Consider the following 15666-nt stretch of genomic DNA (forward strand, 5'->3'; position numbering starts at 1 on the left):
ACCGGAATGCCGGCGGCATTTAGCAAGTGTTGGAGCATTGAATGGAAGCAAGCCTACCGAGGATCGTAAATCCGGCTGCGATCGGTAAACCACGGGACTATGACCACCTACTGGGCACCATGAAAGATCTTCACCTGTCCCTGCAGGTGGGCACTTCGAGGCACGCCATCAAACGCCGTAGAGAAGCGTATGGATTGCCGCCCTACACCGTAGCGCAAGCTATCGCTCCTTATACGCACTTGCTGGGGGTTATCTCGGATCGTTCTGTTGCAGCTCGATGCGGCGTCTCGGCCCACATGGTGAAAGTCTACAGGGAGTCCCAAAAAATTCTGCCGGTGTTTAGGCCCAAACCGCGGCAGCAAAGCCTACCCATAGGACACCCTCTGAGGGCCTACAAGCCCCTTTTCGGCTTCGTGAGTGATCAAGAGATAGCTCGAGTGTCCGACGTGCCGCTCGATGCCGTACAGCAAGCGAGAGAGTCGCTCGGGTTCGAGCCAGTCGCTCCTCTACTCCAACCCATCGAAATAGCCCCTCTGCAGGACTTCCATGGTCCTTTGCTGGGTTACGAATCCCTATTGCACAGCATGTCGATCGCCAAGATCAGCCGCATTGTAGGGGTCCCTTACAGCATCATCGAAAAGCGCCGTGATTTTCTCGGCGTGAAGCCTTACGAGCGCGTATCCAGAGCTGTTAGATACAACCACCTCTTGGGTGTTATCCCCCATTCATTGTTGGCCAAACTCGCAGGCATTTCGGCCTCACGAGTACAGGACCTGAGCCGCGCTAAGAAGCATGCGACCTGACTTCGCGCCGGTTTAGCAGCTCGGTTTGCTAGAACCTTCGCATGGTAAGCTGGTGTTCTGCTTGCCCCCCCAACTGGCCTAGCCGCTCTCCATCTCCGAGGCTGGGCCGATGCTTCATTTAAGATTATCTGAGGCCCCAGTATGGCTACCAAATCGACCCCGCTCTACGGACGTATTACCTCTGCGCAGGTCCTCGAAGTGCTCAAATACAGCAGCGGTAGTGACCTCAAAACCCAGCAGGCCCAGCTCACTGCTACCTGCAATCAGCTGGAGCAGCTCAGTACCCCCAGTATCGGCCTTAGCGAGCTCCTGGATATGGAGGACCGCGACCTGCTTAAGCGGGCTGCAGTTCTCCTGCGCGACCTTAACCGTCACGTTGAGCGGGCAAAAGAGGTACGGGTTGAACTCGAAAAACGAGAAGACAAGGCGCGTAAAGCCTATTTGGTAGCAATCAGCGGGCTGATCGCGAAGCGCTTCCCTTCAGTCACCGATGAGACTCCCGGGCGAGCTGAGCAATTGTTGGAGATCATGGAGCTTCATCTGGCCTTATTCGACTGCAACTACCTGGAAGACTATTACGAGGGGGGCTTTCGTCGCAATTCGGGCGGGATTTTGACCGTTTCGAGAGTGGCGAGGAGACACTTACTCAGGCGGTAAACGGCGCTGCGCAGAACTTGCGGTACGACCTTGGGCAACGGTTGGGCTATTCGAGCAAGCAACCCGATCCAGCAAAAGCACTGCAGGCTGTGATCGAGGAGGCCGATCGGCTGCGCCCAGCAGCCAAGGCAAAGAATCAGGGGTTGTTTCAACGCATCGAGCGCGTGTTGGCAAGGGAGCAAACCATCCGCATCACTGCCGATCCACACCAGTCGTAACTGACTTGCTCACTGATTGAGTTCAACCCGCGCTGGGCGGGCTGATGGTTCACATGCTGTCGATGAATGCCGCTACACGTTCCACTGTCGGTTTACTCAGTCGGTGGTAGTCCACGAAGTGGAAGAACCCGTCTTCCTCATCGAGCTGGGCGAGCTCATCAGCGTTGAACGACCAGCGCTGGCCACCGTGCTCAAATTCCTGCCAGTCATCGTGGGTAGCTGTTTCGGTTAATCGGGTACTCACGTTCCTTGCCCTCCTCCAAGCTTAGGGCTTGCAGCTGGTGTGTGCGATCAGCCAGCCATGTGGAGCCGCTGTTTCTGCAGGGGCCGGCACCATTTGAAATGTACAAGTATGACCCCCAGGCGCCGATGCAACGACTGTCGCAGTCAGCGCTGTTTGCTGCAGTACATGTACTTCCACGACCTCCTCGGTAACGTCATAGAACTGTGCGGTAAGGTTCGCTGCGATGCCGCTGTAAAACACATCGTAAAATGAGAAAATACGGTTAGTTTCTAGAGATCAATGAGAATGAAGAAGGCTCTGCCCACTTTGCCGGTCCGCAGCATCGGCGTTAGCGGTCGTAGCGTCACAGGCATCGTACCGCTGATGGGTCGGTTTGAATCGACCCTCGAGCGCGACCTAATGGAGCTTGTCCGCTTCGATCGCCGCGTCAGCAGCTTCCTACCTCAGCCCGTTAGGATCGAATACAAGGGCGATGCCGGTGAGGAGCGGTCGTACACGCCCGACGGCCTCATCACATTCCAGGAATCGGCGTCATCACCGCCGCCAATCCTTTATGAGGTCAAATACCGAGCGAATTTTCGCGAGCAGTGGCGAAACCTGTTGCCCAAATTTCGCGCGGCAAAATCGTACTGCGCTGAGCGCGGGTGGCGTTTTGAGGTCTACACGGAACGGGAAATCCGCACGCCATATCTGGATAACGTCAAATTTCTTTGGCCGTTTCGAAGCCGAGAGCCTGGCCCGCTTCAGCGCGCCCAAGTCGTGGGTGTATTTGAAAGCTACAACTTGATCAGTGTGGGCAACCTCCTTGGAATGCTTGCTCCTGATCCCAAGCAGCGCGGTGAGCTGATCCCCGTGTTGTGGAACCTGATCGCAAAGGGCGTCGTTTGTTGCGACCTGAATATTCCGTTAAGCATGACGAGCGAGCTCCACAGATTCGACAGCGCAAATAGCGTGGTCAGTTGCGCCGTGTTCTTGGCCAAGCCGCGAAAGCGAGTCTTCACATAGCCGAACTGGCGTTGGATCACCCGGAACGGGTGCTCCACTTTCGCACGTACTTGCGCCTTGGCCTTTTCGATCTTGCGCTTGGCTTTGTATAGTACGCTGCGTTTACTCAAGTGTTTGTAGGTGCTGCGGCGGGCAGCGATTGCCATATCACCTGGCGCCCCTCGTGTTCAGGCCGCTTTTCCACGCCTGTGTAGCCCGCATCCGCACAGACGACATTCTCTTCGCCATGCAGTAGCTGAGCGACCTCCGTCACGTCAGCTACGTTCGCGGCAGTGCCGTGAACGTGATGTACCAGGCCCGACTCAGCATCGGCACCAATATGCGCCTTCATGCCGAAGAAGTACTGGTTGCCTTTCTTCGTCTGGTGCATTTCCGGGTCGCGTTTGCCTTCCTTATTCTTGGTCGAACTGGGGGCGTGGATGATCGTGGCATCGACGATCGTGCCCTGGCGCAGCGACAAGCCTTTGTCTCGCAGGTACGCGTTGATGGTTTCCAGAATACACGCCGCCAACTGGTGCTTCTCCAGCAGATGCCGGAAGTTCATGATCGTCGTGTCTTCGGGGATCGGGGCGCTGAGCGTCAGTCGAGCGAACTGGCGCATCGAGGTGATCTCGTACAACGCTTCCTCCATAGCGGGGTCGCTCAGTGAAAACCAGTTTTGCAGCAGATGAATGCGCAGCATGGTTTCCAATGGATAGGGTTTGCGACCGCCACCTGCCTTTGGGTAATGCGGCTCGATCAATGCGACCAGTCCGCTCCACGGTACGACCTGTTCCATCTCGGCCAGGAAACGCTCACGACGGGTTTGCTTGCGCTTACCGGCATATTCGAAATCGGAGAAGCTCATCTGACTCATGGGCAAGACTTCTTGGCGTGGATGAACGGAGCGCTATTTCAGCACAGGTCCGGCTGCCTGTGCTGACTTGATCGGAGAGTCCCTAAACACCCTGCCTAGTGAAAAACTTGTGGGGGTGGATGCAGCGTCAACACCCTCCGTCGCTACAAACCAAGTACCGATTTCAGGTCGATTTCTGGGGGCACTGCGGTGTCGAACTTGTAGCCCTTAATGACCAGGTTGTAGTGCGAGGCCAGCAGGGCCTTAGCCGATTCGCCATCTTTAAGTTCGAGGCAGTCGACCAGACGGGAATGCTCATTTCGTAGCTGACAGTAGTCGAATCCTGAACGGTACAAGGCATTGATAAGCGCTTCTTGGCGTCGAAGCTGGGTATGGATTTGATTCAGGATGTCGTTCTGCAGAAACGAAATGAGTAGCGAGTGAAACTGCCGGCCAAGCTGGTCGCCAAGATCGTGGTCGTGGTTTTCGAAGGCAACTCGCTCCTTCAGGGTATGAGCCCGTAAAGTTTCTAGATCTTTTTCACTGATGCTGCGGGTCAACTGGTCAATGACCCCACTTTCCATGACCAGCAGCATTTGATACAGCTGGTAGGCGTCATCGAAGGTGGGGCAGGCAACTGTTGAGGAGCGTTTAGGCGAGACCACTACCAGCCGATCCTGTGACAAGCGTATCAACGCTTGCCTTACAACGGTGCGGCTTACTTCGAACAGCTCAGCGATGTCCCGCTCGTTCAGCTTGGTCCCTGGCGGTAGTCGGCGATGATAGATGGCGTCTGAAATAGCGGAAACAATTTTTTGAGTGAGCATGGCACCAGCTATCAATGGAAGTTAGCAGCCGGGTAGCCTATCACACCGCCTTCTCCGGCGGGATTGGCACTGTCTTGGGGAGCCTCCGCAGAAAATGGTCCGAAAAGGGGCGTTTTGGTCGAAAAGCCCAACATAAAATCCCGGCGCAGCCCTCAGAAACCTGATCACCGAGACAGCTTGTGGATCTGGCATGAAGGATGCTTGCGTCAGATGGCTACTGGTATACCAGATATCCAATCTGGCATTTCAGAGTCTACTTCGACTACTAGCTCCAGCCAGTTGCCATAAGCAAGGAGCCCCACAGCGCAGGTCTGTATGAAGAACTCTCCACCTAGAAATAATGCGCGCTTCATTTCAATGCTCTTAATGGCATGCCAGCACGTAATGGTGATGTACGCCGGTGCCGTGGCGATTCCATTGGTGCTGGGTGCGGCGCTTGGATTGTCTAAGGCCGACATCGCTTTTCTAATCAACGCCGACCTATTCGCGTGCGGGATCGTCACGATCATTCAAGCGTTAGGTGTGGGGCCAATAGGTATTCGCATGCCTGTAATGATGGGGGTAACGTTCACAGCTATTGGCCCCATGATTGCAATCGGTTCCGACGCTACAGTGGGCTTGTCGGGAATCTTTGGGGCTACCATCGCTGCTGGTTTGTTCGGCTTGGCTGTCGCGCCATTGGTGGGGAAACTCCTGCGTTTTTTCCCGCCCGTGGTGACGGGAACAGAGATCGTCGCAGTAGGACTTTCGCTAATGTCCGTAGCTGCCGCTTGGTCTGGCGGCGGCTTTGGGAATCCGGACTTTGGTCGACCTCTCTACCTTGGAATCGCTGCCGCAGTGTTGGTCTGTATTCTGCTAATTGTGCGGTATGCCAAGGGTTTTCTGAATAACATATCTGTACTTCTAGGGCTAGTATTTGGGTTCGCAGTGGCTGCGGTGGCGGGTTTAGTAAGCCTGGAGGGGATTCAGGAAGCACCAGTGTTCGGGCTTATCAAGCCCTTTCATTTCGGCATACCGACCTTCCATATCTGGCCAATCGCAGCCATGTGCATCGTGATGCTGGTCACCTTCATCGAGTCCACCGGAATGTTCATCGCCCTAGGCGAGATAGTAGAGAAACCAATGGACGAGCGAACGCTGGTTCGGGGTTTTCGTGCTGATGCTGCAGGCACTATGATTGGCGGCATATTCAACACGTTCCCTTACACCTCCTATGCGCAGAACATAGGCCTGGTGAGTATCACCGGGGTACGGAGCCGTTGGGTTTGCGCTTTTGCCGGAATGATACTGATTGTGCTTGGGTTATTTCCGAAGGTCGCGTATTTCGTCGCCTCCATACCTCCTTTTGTGTTGGGTGGTGCGGGCATTGTAATGTTCGGCATGGTGACTGCTAGCGGGATGAAGGTCTTGGCTCGGGTAGACTTCAAGAAAGTGGGCAACCTTTATATAGTGGCGATCAGCCTTGCGGTAGGCCTGCTGCCGGTAGTGTCTCCGCAATTCTTCAATAAGTTACCGTCTGCGTTAGGGCCTATTCTTGAAAGTCCTATTCTACTAACCGCGATCGTCGCCACTCTCCTTAATTTGTTCTTCAATGGAGTAGCTGCGAAACCAATGCGTCAAGGATCCGAATCAACTCCTGCTCAATCGCAAACTCTATAAAGTAGAACTCAGTAATGTTGATAAATGTTTTAGAAAATATGAAGTGGTACCTGCCTTAATGCTCCCAGGTCAGGATTGCGCTTAGCGACCGTTATCGGTCGCTTTTTTTTGCCTCTGAAACTCCCGATTATTATGGGGCGCGGCCGCACCATCACGTTGCAAGAGAGAGAGATTATCCCGCACCGTAATACGCCGCCATTTATTTATATGCTCTCACACAGCGCAAAAGATTTTTTTATGTGTTGATTTCGTCGGTAAAATCTGCGCAATAGAGTGTTTGGCTGGCCCCATACTTGCTATGTATAAATAGCTGATCGCTCGGTCAGTTTTATATATTGGAGGTAAGATGGAAGTTAATAAGTTGGTCGCTGCGGTAGGCTCTGCTGGGCTGCTGGGTATCACTTGTCTCCCACTATCTGCATTTGCAGACATGAATTGGCATAGCGACAGCCTTACATACCAATATGGTAAAGAGTTCAAAGTCGATGCCAAGACTGTTCAGACCATCACCTATGAACATTTTAGCGATTGGTCGTGGGGCGACGTGTATTTTTTCATTGATAACAACTGGTATCCAGGAGGTGGGACCTACAATGACGGGCATCATTCTATCTACAGTGAGACGGCGCCGCGTCTTTCACTTGGCAAAATGTTCAACAGCAACCTTGCCTTTGGTCCGATCAAGGATGTGCTAATCGCAACAAGCATTGAATGGGATAAGAACGACCGGAACGGTTCACACGATCAGGTCAATTATCTACTAGGCCCGGGATTTGATCTCGCTCTTCCAGGATTCGATTATTTCCAGATAAATTTCTATTACCGCAAGCCAGATGGCGGCGCCGCGCCCTCTGGTCAATGGCAGATTACTCCAAGCTGGGCTTATACGATTCCGATGGGACGCTCCGATCTAGTTATCGATGGTTATTTGGACTGGGTAGTCAATAACAAGGGGAGCTACCATCGCAATTTGCTCTTCAATCCCCAGGTAAAATATGACATTGGCAAGTATCTAGGCTATAAAGCGAAGCACTTCTATGCAGGTATCGAGTATAATAATTGGTCTAACAAGTACGCCATTAAGAGTACCAAGGAGTTCAATACCAATCAGAATGTGACAAGCCTGATTGTGAAATACTATTTTTAACTATAGTGGCGGGCTGGTAGTTCGCCATTTATAGTTGGCAGAGCCAGAAATTAAAAAGGCCACCCGAGGGTGGCCTTTGCATTCCGGCGAGTGATTATACCGTGGCTTTGGTGACGCCGAACGTCTTGTCGAACATCGCAGCAATGTGCCCCCCAACCGTGATAGGTGCCGGGTAGGTAGTGTCAGGCTTGCGAAGTGACGGTACTACTTCGACCTCGTAGTAGTAATCCAGGTCAAAGAAGGTAGGAATCGAGTAACGCGCGGCGTCTTGTCTCGCGTTGAAGACCCGATGCATGGTGGAGTGATACAGGCCATCCGTTAGCAACGGAACCATGTCGCCCAGATTCACAACGAAAGTACCATCAATGTAGGGGGCTTTCAGCCATTCCCCGTCGGCATTACGTACCTCCAGACCACCCACTTCATCCTGCAGCAGGAGAGTGATTAGACCCCAGTCGGTGTGTGCGCCGGCACCCAGCTGATTTTCACGAGCATCGGCCGGCTGACTTGGATAGTGAAGCATCCGAGTGATGATCATTGGTTCCTTGAGACCTTCGTCGAAAAAGTCTTCAGGCAGTTGCAGTGATAGCGCGAGTAAGCGAACCAGCCTACGGCCGAGTAGATCCATGTACTGCATGTAATCTTCGGTATGCTGACGAAAACGTGGATTCCCTTCTGGCCATTGATTGGGGCCATGGTAAGGAGTCTTGCGCTGAACATGGGGATGCGCCTCGGTTAGCTCTCGCCCCAAAAGGAACCCTTCCTTCAAATCGGGTGGCGAACCCTCGTCCAAGGTTTGTGCCGCGATAGGCTCATAGCCACGCAGACAACTCGATTTCTTAGAGTTAATTCGCATCTTATCTTCAAGCGGAGTTCGGAAATAATCTTTGGCCACCGCGAATTGCGCCTGTTGCAGCTCTAACGGAACGCCGTGGTTTTTAATGTAAAAAAAACCAGTCTGTCGAGCAGCTTTATGAATTTCCCAAGCTACTGCCTTGCGTTTTTCAATATCGTGAGAAAAGCTGTCGAGCAAATCGATAACAGGAATGTTTTTTGCCACTGATGGCGGGGTGTAAATGACCATTTCCAAGCCTCATTCAGCCAAATGTTTTAGTAGCAAGGCAGCGTTTCAAATTGAATCGGTTCGGCACGAATTTTCGGGCGCCGATGCTCGGCTCGGCGCTTCGCCCAGTGCCAATCCTGATTAGTGCGGTGCGTCTCCTGCTGGGAAAATCCCCGACATTACTGTAAATCCAGGAACTCGCTTGACTGCATCCAGCCACAAACGTACGGAGGGATAATCTTGCAGGCATAGTCCTGCTTCGTCGGCCATCGCTACATACGGAAAACAGGCAATGTCAGCCACAGTCGCATGTGCCAACGGGCATAAATAATTGAAGCCCTGTTGACGCTGCATCCAAAGATGCTTATCCATTACATTCAGCAGATCGTAAGCGCGAGAGCGGCAACTCTCAGCATCGAAGTCGTACATGAAAAGCTCGTGCAACCGAGCAGCTGAGATGGACCCAGTCAAACTGTCCGCGAATGCTAGCCAGATCTGGATATCTCCAAGCACGTCGGGGCGATTGACCGGATACCATTGACGCGTCGAGTCATACATCGCAGCGAGATGAACCAATATCGCCTGGGAGTCTCGAATGGTTTTTTCACCATCCTGCAAAACTGGCAATTGCCCCATCGGATTAATTCTCAGAAATGCTGGGGTTTTATGTTCCCGCCCTGGGTAAAACTCCACAACCTCGGTCTTGTATTTTAGACCTAGAATCGACATCATTAATCGGACTTTGAAGCAATTGCCAGACAACTCGAAATCGTAAAGTTTTAACATGGGGCACCGATTAAATATTCAACACCAGCTTCTTGGAATTACAGCCCGACACACATGGCATGATTAGCTTCCCACTTTCCTTCTCTTTGGCGGAAAGGTAGACGTCTTCATGATTTATATCGCCACTGATAACAGGGGTGACGCAAGCCCCGCAGACGCCTTGCTCGCAGGAGTAATCTATTGTTATGCCGTGATCCAGACACGCCTTTAGAAGTGTTTGCCCTGGTTCGACGGTGAACTCTTGGCCTGTAGAATTTATTGCGACTTGGTACCCGGTCGTTGTGGTGGCGGGGCCTGAGCCTGTGGAAGGCGTCAGACCAAAGTACTCGAAGTGAATCTGCTCTGGGGTAAACCCCGCTTGCTGAGCAACTGTAGCCACCAACTCGATCATCTGTTGTGGACCACAAACGTACACATCGTGCTTGTCGCTATCCACCGACTGCAGCAGTTCAGTGATCGTTCGTTGGGTCCCAAGGACATCCAATCCTAGATAAGGTGGATGATCACTGGCCAAGGTAGCGATTCGATCCGGGAAGGCGATATGTTGCTCACCTCGCGCCAGGTAATGAAAACCATAGGGGCGCCCTACGTACTGCAGATGCAAAGCCATCGCCAAGATCGGTGTGACCCCAATGCCACCCGCGATCAGCAATGGTGTGCGGCCAGGCGGCTGTAGGATGAACTGGTTTCGTGGTAGTGAGACCAGGATTTTGGTGCCGACGTGCACATCAGCGTGCATGCTGCGCGAGCCGCCTCGTGAGTTCACTTCATGCTTGACTCCGATCACCAGCACGTCCCGTTCCTCCGGGGTGTTCACTAAAGAATACTGGCGTAGGTGTCGGGAGGGCGTGAGCACGCTGACATGCATTCCCGGTTCGAGATCGAATTGTTGTGGCTCGTCAGGCGTGAGCCAATAAGAGTCAATGTCCGGAGTTTCACTACGACGTGACGTCACGGTGCACCAGAACTGGTGGTTCGCTGTAGCCTTGCGTGTTGCCGCCACTGGTACGGCATCAGATGCAATTAGTCGGACAGGGGGAGCCGCGACGTTGCTAGTGCTCTCCCGCGCGGGCAAGAACAAATTTCCCAGAATATCAATGAAAGTCGACTTACGCTCTAAGGACACGGGTTGGTTAGAGAAAAGGCGAGCATGAATTACTGCTCGTCCATCCGACTCCGGCTGCACGAACAGCCGTAGGGTGTCCAAAAGGCCTGCGCACTTCAGGTCTATAATAAGGCCGGTGGCCAGCACCTGAACCCCATCGGTAGAACTGCCCAAAACAGGAGCGAATAACGTTGCTGCTTCTTTGAGCAAGCCTGCGGCTGCAGTGGCGCTCATGGGAACAGTATGACTGCGTAGGTTGCTCGCTACGGCTGCATCGATCGGTGCAGAGTTGTTCGGTTTGTGTTCAGATCCAGCGGCCTCAAGCCGAGCAAAAACTACACCGTTCACCTCCGTACACTGGAACGTGCGAACGCATGCAGTGCTAGGTTTTGCGCCGGGATGTGCCGGTACAAAGGAGCACTGCCCCGAGCCGCTCTCGTATTTCCAGCCGTGGTATTGGCATTTGAGCTGGTCGCCGACATTCACGCCTAGGCTTAACCGCACACCACGGTGTGGGCAACGATTCTCCCATACGTTTACTTCACCTGCGTCGTCACGCCAGACGGCAAGCTCCTGGCCAAGCAGACGTGTCTGGTACACATGCCTGAACGGCAAGTCTTCAGAGCTGGCAATCACGTGCCATTGTTGATTCAACGAAACCATATCTCATCACCTGCTAATACAGCTCACCCACGGGTGGTGCCGAACGTCACGTTTCTGTCATTAAGCCAGCGTCGATAGGCACTGGAGAGTGCATCCGCTCGCACGGGGGTTTCATGTCTTGGATTAAGGGGCAAGGCCTTGGGGACTTGGTTTATCAGGATCATGATGTCCTGCCCGAAAATGCGCTGCTGAAAGTCGCGCAGTTGTTTGTCGGTATTGATGTCGTCCAGGTAGCACATGATCGTGTGAGCGATGCTGCTCTCCTGATCCACCGGCTGCACGAAAAGTCCAAGCACATCCAAGCGGTTGGCATCGATCACACATGTTTTGTAGAGGATGGCAATGAAAGGGCGAGCTATCCGGTAGACGTATTGCATCTCCACCGGCTCGCTCGCAGCTGCTGACCCCTTGGGCTGCGGGAAACGACAATTGACTGCCCGAATTTCATCAGCCGCTTCATCTATTTCGACATCGTAAGCGGCAACCTCGGTCAGGGGCTCCGCGCCAAGAATGTCGGTATGAACAAACGGAAAATGCGCCATGTCGAGAAAGTTCTCGATAACCCTCAGTCCTGACGTAGCTACTCGGATCGAGCCTGCGCTGACCACTCTGCGGTCCGCTTCCGCGAACTCCGGTATCGCAATGACGTCCCTAGGGTTATCGCTTAGTGACACCCAAAGCAGACCATAAATGCTCTTGGACGCTAGCTCCGCCGTGTTATCTGCCAGCCCGGCGGATACAGTGCCATCTGCAAGTTGGTACCAGATCTCCGTCCCTAAAATTCGAGTGTGGTATTTCCGGCCGCTGACTGTCTCGGCCAGCGCCCCGACGGGATACCAGTCGTCGATTACAAAGCTGTTTTCTGCGTGCATGAAAATGCCTTCTGAAGCCCGGCGCACCGTGGAGTGACCGGGGCAGTCACGGTTATTGGGCCCGGTACTGGGCAACGAATTCGGTAGGTGAAACAGCACTGCGGGCTTGATGGACAGCCGCACGCTCGGCATACAGCTCACGAACGAAGTTCGCGTAGGCGCAGCTGTCAGCGAACATGTTGTATTTCCAGCCTAGGCCGTAGGCGTTCAGATTGATGTTGTCGATGGTCATCAGCGACAGCGAGGTGTCGTCACTTTGCAGATACGCATCGATGACTTTGCGGGTCACTTCTTTGGTGCAAGCCAACTTGTGCGCATGCCACATATCGGTGTGCCATTCCCCCTTGGCTGGACGCTCGAATGGGTACTGAATAGATCGACCTGGGCGGTCAATACCTTTCGCGTCCCAAGGGCCAGTCTCAAAGCCCCACCAGTTCAATGGGCCGTTCGGTGCTGCTGGCCGCATCTGCGCCCAGTGCACTAGGTTGCGGCTAAGCCATTGATCTGCGTAGCTATCGGAATTGAACGGGTCAAGCATCGCAATGGCCTCGTTATCTCCGCGCATCTGTGAAACCGCGTGCTCGACCTCATTTTCAATCTTGAAGATGCAGTGGCTGTAATCCATCGCCATGTTGAATGGCACACCGCGAGTCTCAACCAGATCGGCTACTTCCAGCACTCGCCGGTAGTCTTCTGACCACATGTCAACGTGGTTTTCGAAGGTGATGATGACCCCAGATTTGGCAGCGTATTCATAAGCGTCGAGGTAGCAGGCAGCCACTTCCTCATTGGTGACGTAGTGGCCGTCCTTGTGTTTGGCCCAAACCATGAAGTTGTGGTACTTGCCGCCTACTTCTACGGTGAGATCCAGGTTTTCCCTGATGACTGCCTCATCGAGCCCCAAGGTGTAGCAGCCACTGCCCGACAGTACCGGCAGATCGTAGAGTTGGCTGCCCTTGATGTACTCGTCCAGCTCCTGACGATTGTTCGGAATACGATCGATGAAATCCCAAACTTGGGCTTCCTTTACCAGCTTGAACTGCTCGAGGATGGGCAGTTCGACCAGGGAAACTGGCCGCTCCATGGATGACGCTTGAATGCCTAGACCGGCACATCCCAGCTTGAACATCTTTTTCATGTGTTGATCCCCTATCGCGTGTGCCAGAGTCAAAGGCCATTTGCTGTCATCATCAAATTTCATGGCTTTCCAGATGCACAATCTGGTATACCAGTTATGCCGATGTCAAAGCACTTCCTGTGCCAATTCACTTGATTGATAGGGCTAGCCCTCTATTTGACTGGTCGGACAGCTTTTGATGAAAGCGTCCGAAGATTCTTGGCGAGGCTTTTAGCGCCAAAGAGGTGCGCCAATCTTCTTTTGTGATTCAGATTGGTGCGCTGGTGAGGTGTATGTCTGCTTGCGCACGCGTGCTACCTCCAGTCTTTGCCCTAGCATCGCTTGGGCTGAAGACCTTTAAGCCCGCATAGTGATTTGAGGGATTAACAATGGCTCGCCGTTTAAAGTTTCACTCAGTTGCCGTCACTTACTTCGATATGGTCCGCCGTTGCGAGTCCATCCGCGAAGCCGCGCGGCGTTTGAATGTCGCCTCATCAGCGGTAAACCGTCAGATCCTTAAGCTCGAAGATGACATTGGTGCCCCCCTGTTCGATCGACTCAATTCCGGACTTCGATTGACGCCTGCCGGCGAGTTATTCGCGCGTCACATCGGTGTGGTTTTGCATGACGTTGAAAGACTGCGCGCAGAATTTGACGCCATGGAGGGGCTGCGTGCTGGGCATGTAGAACTGGTAACGGTAGAGACGCTAGCGGTCGACCTCTTACCCACGGTGATGGAGATAATGCATCAGCGTTATCCGAGGGTGACTATTGGGGTTTCTCTCTGCGGTGCTGATCGCATTCCTGACGCGATCGTCGAGGGAGCCGCTGACCTTGGTTTGGCGTTTGCGCTGCCCAGACACGAAGAACTTCAGCAGCTAGCCCTCGGGCATTTTCGACTTGGCGCAATAGTGCCCCCAGGACATGCATTAGGCGCAAGGGTACAAGTCAGTTTCGGTGCTTGCGCCGATTACGATCTCATCCTGGGTAAACCTGAATTATCGACTCGCCATCGATTGGCGGCTCTGCTCAAGGCAGCGAATATCCCAGGCAAAGCCCGAATTGAGTCTGGCTCACTCGAGCTTGCTAAGCAGATGGTGCTCCGGGGCCGTGGCATCGCTTTCCAGACCAGATTTGGTATTGAGGCGCAAATGGAGGCGAAGCTGCTAAAAATGCTGCCGCTAACGGATGGCGGCGGGATTTTTTGCGATCTTGGGTTGTATAAGCGGGCAGGTCGTTATATCCCGACTGCTGTCGATGCCTTTGCCAGAATTCTCGCAGATGAGATTTTGCTCCGCGAGCGCCAAGAAGCCGCTGATTACAGGACTCTTGGCTAGCGATGCCAAAAAAGCATCAGCTAGAGCGATAATCGATGCTTTTCGTAAGCGGCTCAACCGATGACACTAAAAGTCTTCACGCAGGAGTTGCTCCCATGTCAAACGCTCAACTCGTACCTACAACCATTGAAATCTCCGATACGGCTGCATCGCTGCCGATCATCGATATGTCCGGACTGCGCTCATCGAACATCGATGTACGTGCCAAGGTAGGCCGGCAGATCGGTGCGGCTTGCCGCGATAAAGGGTTCTTTTATGTGACTGGTCACGAGATATCCTCGGCCCTCCAGCAGCGAGTCATCGACCAGGCAGCGAAGCTGTTTGCACTGCCACCCGAGGAAAAAGCCAAGGTTGATAAGTCGCTCTCTCAAGCAAATCGAGGCTACGAACCACTACGCAATCAGGTGCTTGAGGCCGGGGCGCCCGCCGATGTCAAAGAGGGATTTTATATCGGGCAGGATAAACCGCTCGACCACCCCGATGTTTTGAACGGTAAGTTCAACCAAGGTCCAAACCTCTGGCCAGAAGCCTTGCCTGAGTTTCGTGCAACGATGGAGCAATACCAAAGGGAGCTGGAGGGTGTCGCGCAACTGCTGATGCAAGGTGTTGCGCTGTCCCTGGGTCTTCCTGAGCAGCACTTTGCCAGCTTCTGCCACGATGCGATGACGACCTTAAGGCTGCTCCATTATCCTCCCCAGTCCCCTTCGGCAGCACCTGGTGAAAAAGGTTGCGGAGCACACACCGATTGGGGCGGCCTGACGCTGCTACTCCAGGACGACAATTCGGGCTTGCAGGTTTGGGATCAGGAAAGTAACGACTGGATTTGGGCGATGCCTGTGCCTGGCTCCTACGTGGTAAACATCGGCGACCTGATTTCGCGCTGGACCAACGATCTGTATCGCTCGACCTTGCATCGGGTGGTGAATTTGTCAGGGAACGAGCGTTACTCAGTGCCCTATTTCTATTCTGGAAATGTTGATCACAAGATCGAGTGTATCCATCAATGCCTCATTCCAGGAGAGTCGCCCAAGTACCCGGTGATCACTGTCGAGGACCACTACAAAAACATGTTCCGCAAAACCTACGCCATGTAATGCGGTCTGCACGGCCAGCGCGATCGCACTGGCCTTTATCCAGCCATTCTGACAATGCCCCGCACGAAGCTTTGGGACGATGAAACACTTGCGCCTGAATGGGAATGGTCACCGGCTGGGCTTGACGGCAGCTTTTGCGAGGTATGCCGGGCACCAACTGAAAGTGGACCTCGTGTAGAGCGGCCCCTGGAGCAATCACGGTTGGACCTATCAGCATGAGCAGTCGAGATCGCT

15 protein-coding genes and 1 pseudogene are annotated in these 15666 nt (G+C 53.6%); 8 read left to right on the plus strand and 8 right to left on the minus strand.

Annotation, left to right across the window (positions count from 1 at the left end; translation table 11 throughout):
• The first annotated feature begins 41 nt into the window (after positions 1–41).
• The 3 genes from G1E_RS05415 (at position 42) to G1E_RS28235 (ending at position 1678) form a co-directional block, all read left to right on the plus strand.
• A complete protein-coding gene (locus tag G1E_RS05415; protein ID WP_009682469.1) occupies positions 42–803 on the plus strand; it encodes a hypothetical protein in 762 nt (253 codons plus the stop codon).
• A gap of 141 nt (positions 804–944) precedes the next feature.
• Positions 945–1460, plus strand: coding sequence for a hypothetical protein (locus G1E_RS05420; protein WP_009682468.1), 516 nt, complete (start codon positions 945–947; stop codon positions 1458–1460).
• Positions 1461–1477: 17 nt separating this feature from the next.
• Positions 1478–1678: a hypothetical protein gene (locus G1E_RS28235; RefSeq protein WP_031325683.1), complete on the plus strand. Its 201-nt coding sequence runs from the start codon at positions 1478–1480 to the stop codon at positions 1676–1678.
• Positions 1679–1727: 49 nt separating this feature from the next.
• Here the strand turns inward: G1E_RS28235 and G1E_RS05425 are convergent, their stop codons facing one another.
• Positions 1728–1922 (minus strand): hypothetical protein, encoded by a 195-nt coding sequence (locus G1E_RS05425; RefSeq protein WP_009682466.1) that lies wholly within the window; start codon positions 1920–1922, stop codon positions 1728–1730.
• 399 nt (positions 1923–2321) lie between these two features.
• On the opposite strand from G1E_RS05425, the gene G1E_RS27300 reads away from it, so the two are divergent.
• Complete coding sequence (locus G1E_RS27300; RefSeq protein ID WP_228393862.1) at positions 2322–2927, plus strand: heteromeric transposase endonuclease subunit TnsA; 606 nt, start codon at positions 2322–2324, stop codon at positions 2925–2927.
• On the opposite strand, the pseudogene G1E_RS05435 reads toward G1E_RS27300, so the two are convergent.
• Both G1E_RS05435 and G1E_RS05440 read right to left on the minus strand, forming a co-directional pair.
• A pseudogene (locus G1E_RS05435) lies at positions 2849–3783 on the minus strand (IS5 family transposase); the annotation flags it as partial. The gene G1E_RS27300 and the pseudogene G1E_RS05435 overlap by 79 nt on opposite strands.
• Positions 3784–3926: 143 nt before the next feature.
• Entirely contained in the window at positions 3927–4589 is a 663-nt protein-coding gene (locus G1E_RS05440; RefSeq protein WP_023662964.1) for a GntR family transcriptional regulator, read from the minus strand.
• Positions 4590–4904: 315 nt separating this feature from the next.
• Here G1E_RS05440 and G1E_RS05445 point away from each other — a divergent pair, with 315 nt between their 5' ends.
• Positions 4905–6248, plus strand: coding sequence for a nucleobase:cation symporter-2 family protein (locus G1E_RS05445; RefSeq protein ID WP_009682464.1), 1344 nt, complete (start codon positions 4905–4907; stop codon positions 6246–6248).
• Between the two features lie 346 nt (positions 6249–6594).
• A complete protein-coding gene (locus tag G1E_RS05450; RefSeq protein WP_009682463.1) occupies positions 6595–7395 on the plus strand; it encodes an outer membrane protein OmpK in 801 nt (266 codons plus the stop codon).
• A gap of 94 nt (positions 7396–7489) precedes the next feature.
• Here G1E_RS05450 and G1E_RS05455 read toward each other — a convergent pair whose 3' ends face one another.
• The 5 genes from G1E_RS05455 to G1E_RS05475 all read right to left on the minus strand — a co-directional run bounded on the left by G1E_RS05455 (position 7490) and on the right by G1E_RS05475 (position 13085).
• Positions 7490–8479 carry an isopenicillin N synthase family oxygenase gene (locus G1E_RS05455; RefSeq protein ID WP_009682462.1) on the minus strand — a complete coding sequence of 330 codons (990 nt, stop codon included), beginning with the start codon at positions 8477–8479 and terminating at the stop codon, positions 7490–7492.
• Between the two features lie 120 nt (positions 8480–8599).
• On the minus strand, positions 8600–9244 hold the full coding sequence (locus tag G1E_RS05460) for a glutathione S-transferase family protein (protein WP_009682461.1): 645 nt from the start codon (positions 9242–9244) through the stop codon (positions 8600–8602).
• Positions 9245–9254: 10 nt separating this feature from the next.
• On the minus strand, positions 9255–11012 hold the full coding sequence (locus tag G1E_RS27035) for a Rieske 2Fe-2S domain-containing protein (RefSeq protein ID WP_033690311.1): 1758 nt from the start codon (positions 11010–11012) through the stop codon (positions 9255–9257).
• Between the two features lie 23 nt (positions 11013–11035).
• Positions 11036–11884 carry an aromatic ring-hydroxylating dioxygenase subunit alpha gene (locus G1E_RS05470; protein WP_009682459.1) on the minus strand — a complete coding sequence of 283 codons (849 nt, stop codon included), beginning with the start codon at positions 11882–11884 and terminating at the stop codon, positions 11036–11038.
• 52 nt (positions 11885–11936) lie between these two features.
• Positions 11937–13085, minus strand: coding sequence for a hypothetical protein (locus G1E_RS05475; RefSeq protein WP_232247636.1), 1149 nt, complete (start codon positions 13083–13085; stop codon positions 11937–11939).
• 305 nt (positions 13086–13390) lie between these two features.
• On the opposite strand from G1E_RS05475, the gene G1E_RS05480 reads away from it, so the two are divergent.
• Both G1E_RS05480 and G1E_RS05485 read left to right on the plus strand, forming a co-directional pair.
• Positions 13391–14338, plus strand: coding sequence for a LysR family transcriptional regulator (locus G1E_RS05480; RefSeq protein ID WP_009682457.1), 948 nt, complete (start codon positions 13391–13393; stop codon positions 14336–14338).
• Positions 14339–14433: 95 nt separating this feature from the next.
• Complete coding sequence (locus G1E_RS05485; protein WP_009682456.1) at positions 14434–15432, plus strand: isopenicillin N synthase family oxygenase; 999 nt, start codon at positions 14434–14436, stop codon at positions 15430–15432.
• Positions 15433–15666 lie beyond the last annotated feature (234 nt).

Origin of the sequence: Pseudomonas sp. TJI-51 (genome assembly GCF_000190455.2) — a bacterium.
GTDB classification, from domain to species: Bacteria; Pseudomonadota; Gammaproteobacteria; order Pseudomonadales; family Pseudomonadaceae; genus Aquipseudomonas; species Aquipseudomonas juntendi.

Coding starts and splice junctions, on each gene's coding strand:
- G1E_RS05460 (WP_009682461.1), bottom strand. CDS start 9,244: ATGTTAAAACTTTACGATTTCGAGTTGTCTGGCAATTGCTTCAAAGTC.
- G1E_RS05445 (WP_009682464.1), top strand. CDS start 4,905: ATGAAGAACTCTCCACCTAGAAATAATGCGCGCTTCATTTCAATGCTC.
- G1E_RS05455 (WP_009682462.1), bottom strand. CDS start 8,479: ATGGTCATTTACACCCCGCCATCAGTGGCAAAAAACATTCCTGTTATC.
- G1E_RS05480 (WP_009682457.1), top strand. CDS start 13,391: ATGGCTCGCCGTTTAAAGTTTCACTCAGTTGCCGTCACTTACTTCGAT.
- G1E_RS27300 (WP_228393862.1), top strand. CDS start 2,322: ATGGAGCTTGTCCGCTTCGATCGCCGCGTCAGCAGCTTCCTACCTCAG.
- G1E_RS05415 (WP_009682469.1), top strand. CDS start 42: ATGGAAGCAAGCCTACCGAGGATCGTAAATCCGGCTGCGATCGGTAAA.
- G1E_RS05420 (WP_009682468.1), top strand. CDS start 945: ATGGCTACCAAATCGACCCCGCTCTACGGACGTATTACCTCTGCGCAG.
- G1E_RS05440 (WP_023662964.1), bottom strand. CDS start 4,589: ATGCTCACTCAAAAAATTGTTTCCGCTATTTCAGACGCCATCTATCAT.
- G1E_RS27035 (WP_033690311.1), bottom strand. CDS start 11,012: ATGGTTTCGTTGAATCAACAATGGCACGTGATTGCCAGCTCTGAAGAC.
- G1E_RS05470 (WP_009682459.1), bottom strand. CDS start 11,884: ATGCACGCAGAAAACAGCTTTGTAATCGACGACTGGTATCCCGTCGGG.
- G1E_RS05485 (WP_009682456.1), top strand. CDS start 14,434: ATGTCAAACGCTCAACTCGTACCTACAACCATTGAAATCTCCGATACG.
- G1E_RS05475 (WP_232247636.1), bottom strand. CDS start 13,085: ATGAAATTTGATGATGACAGCAAATGGCCTTTGACTCTGGCACACGCG.
- G1E_RS05450 (WP_009682463.1), top strand. CDS start 6,595: ATGGAAGTTAATAAGTTGGTCGCTGCGGTAGGCTCTGCTGGGCTGCTG.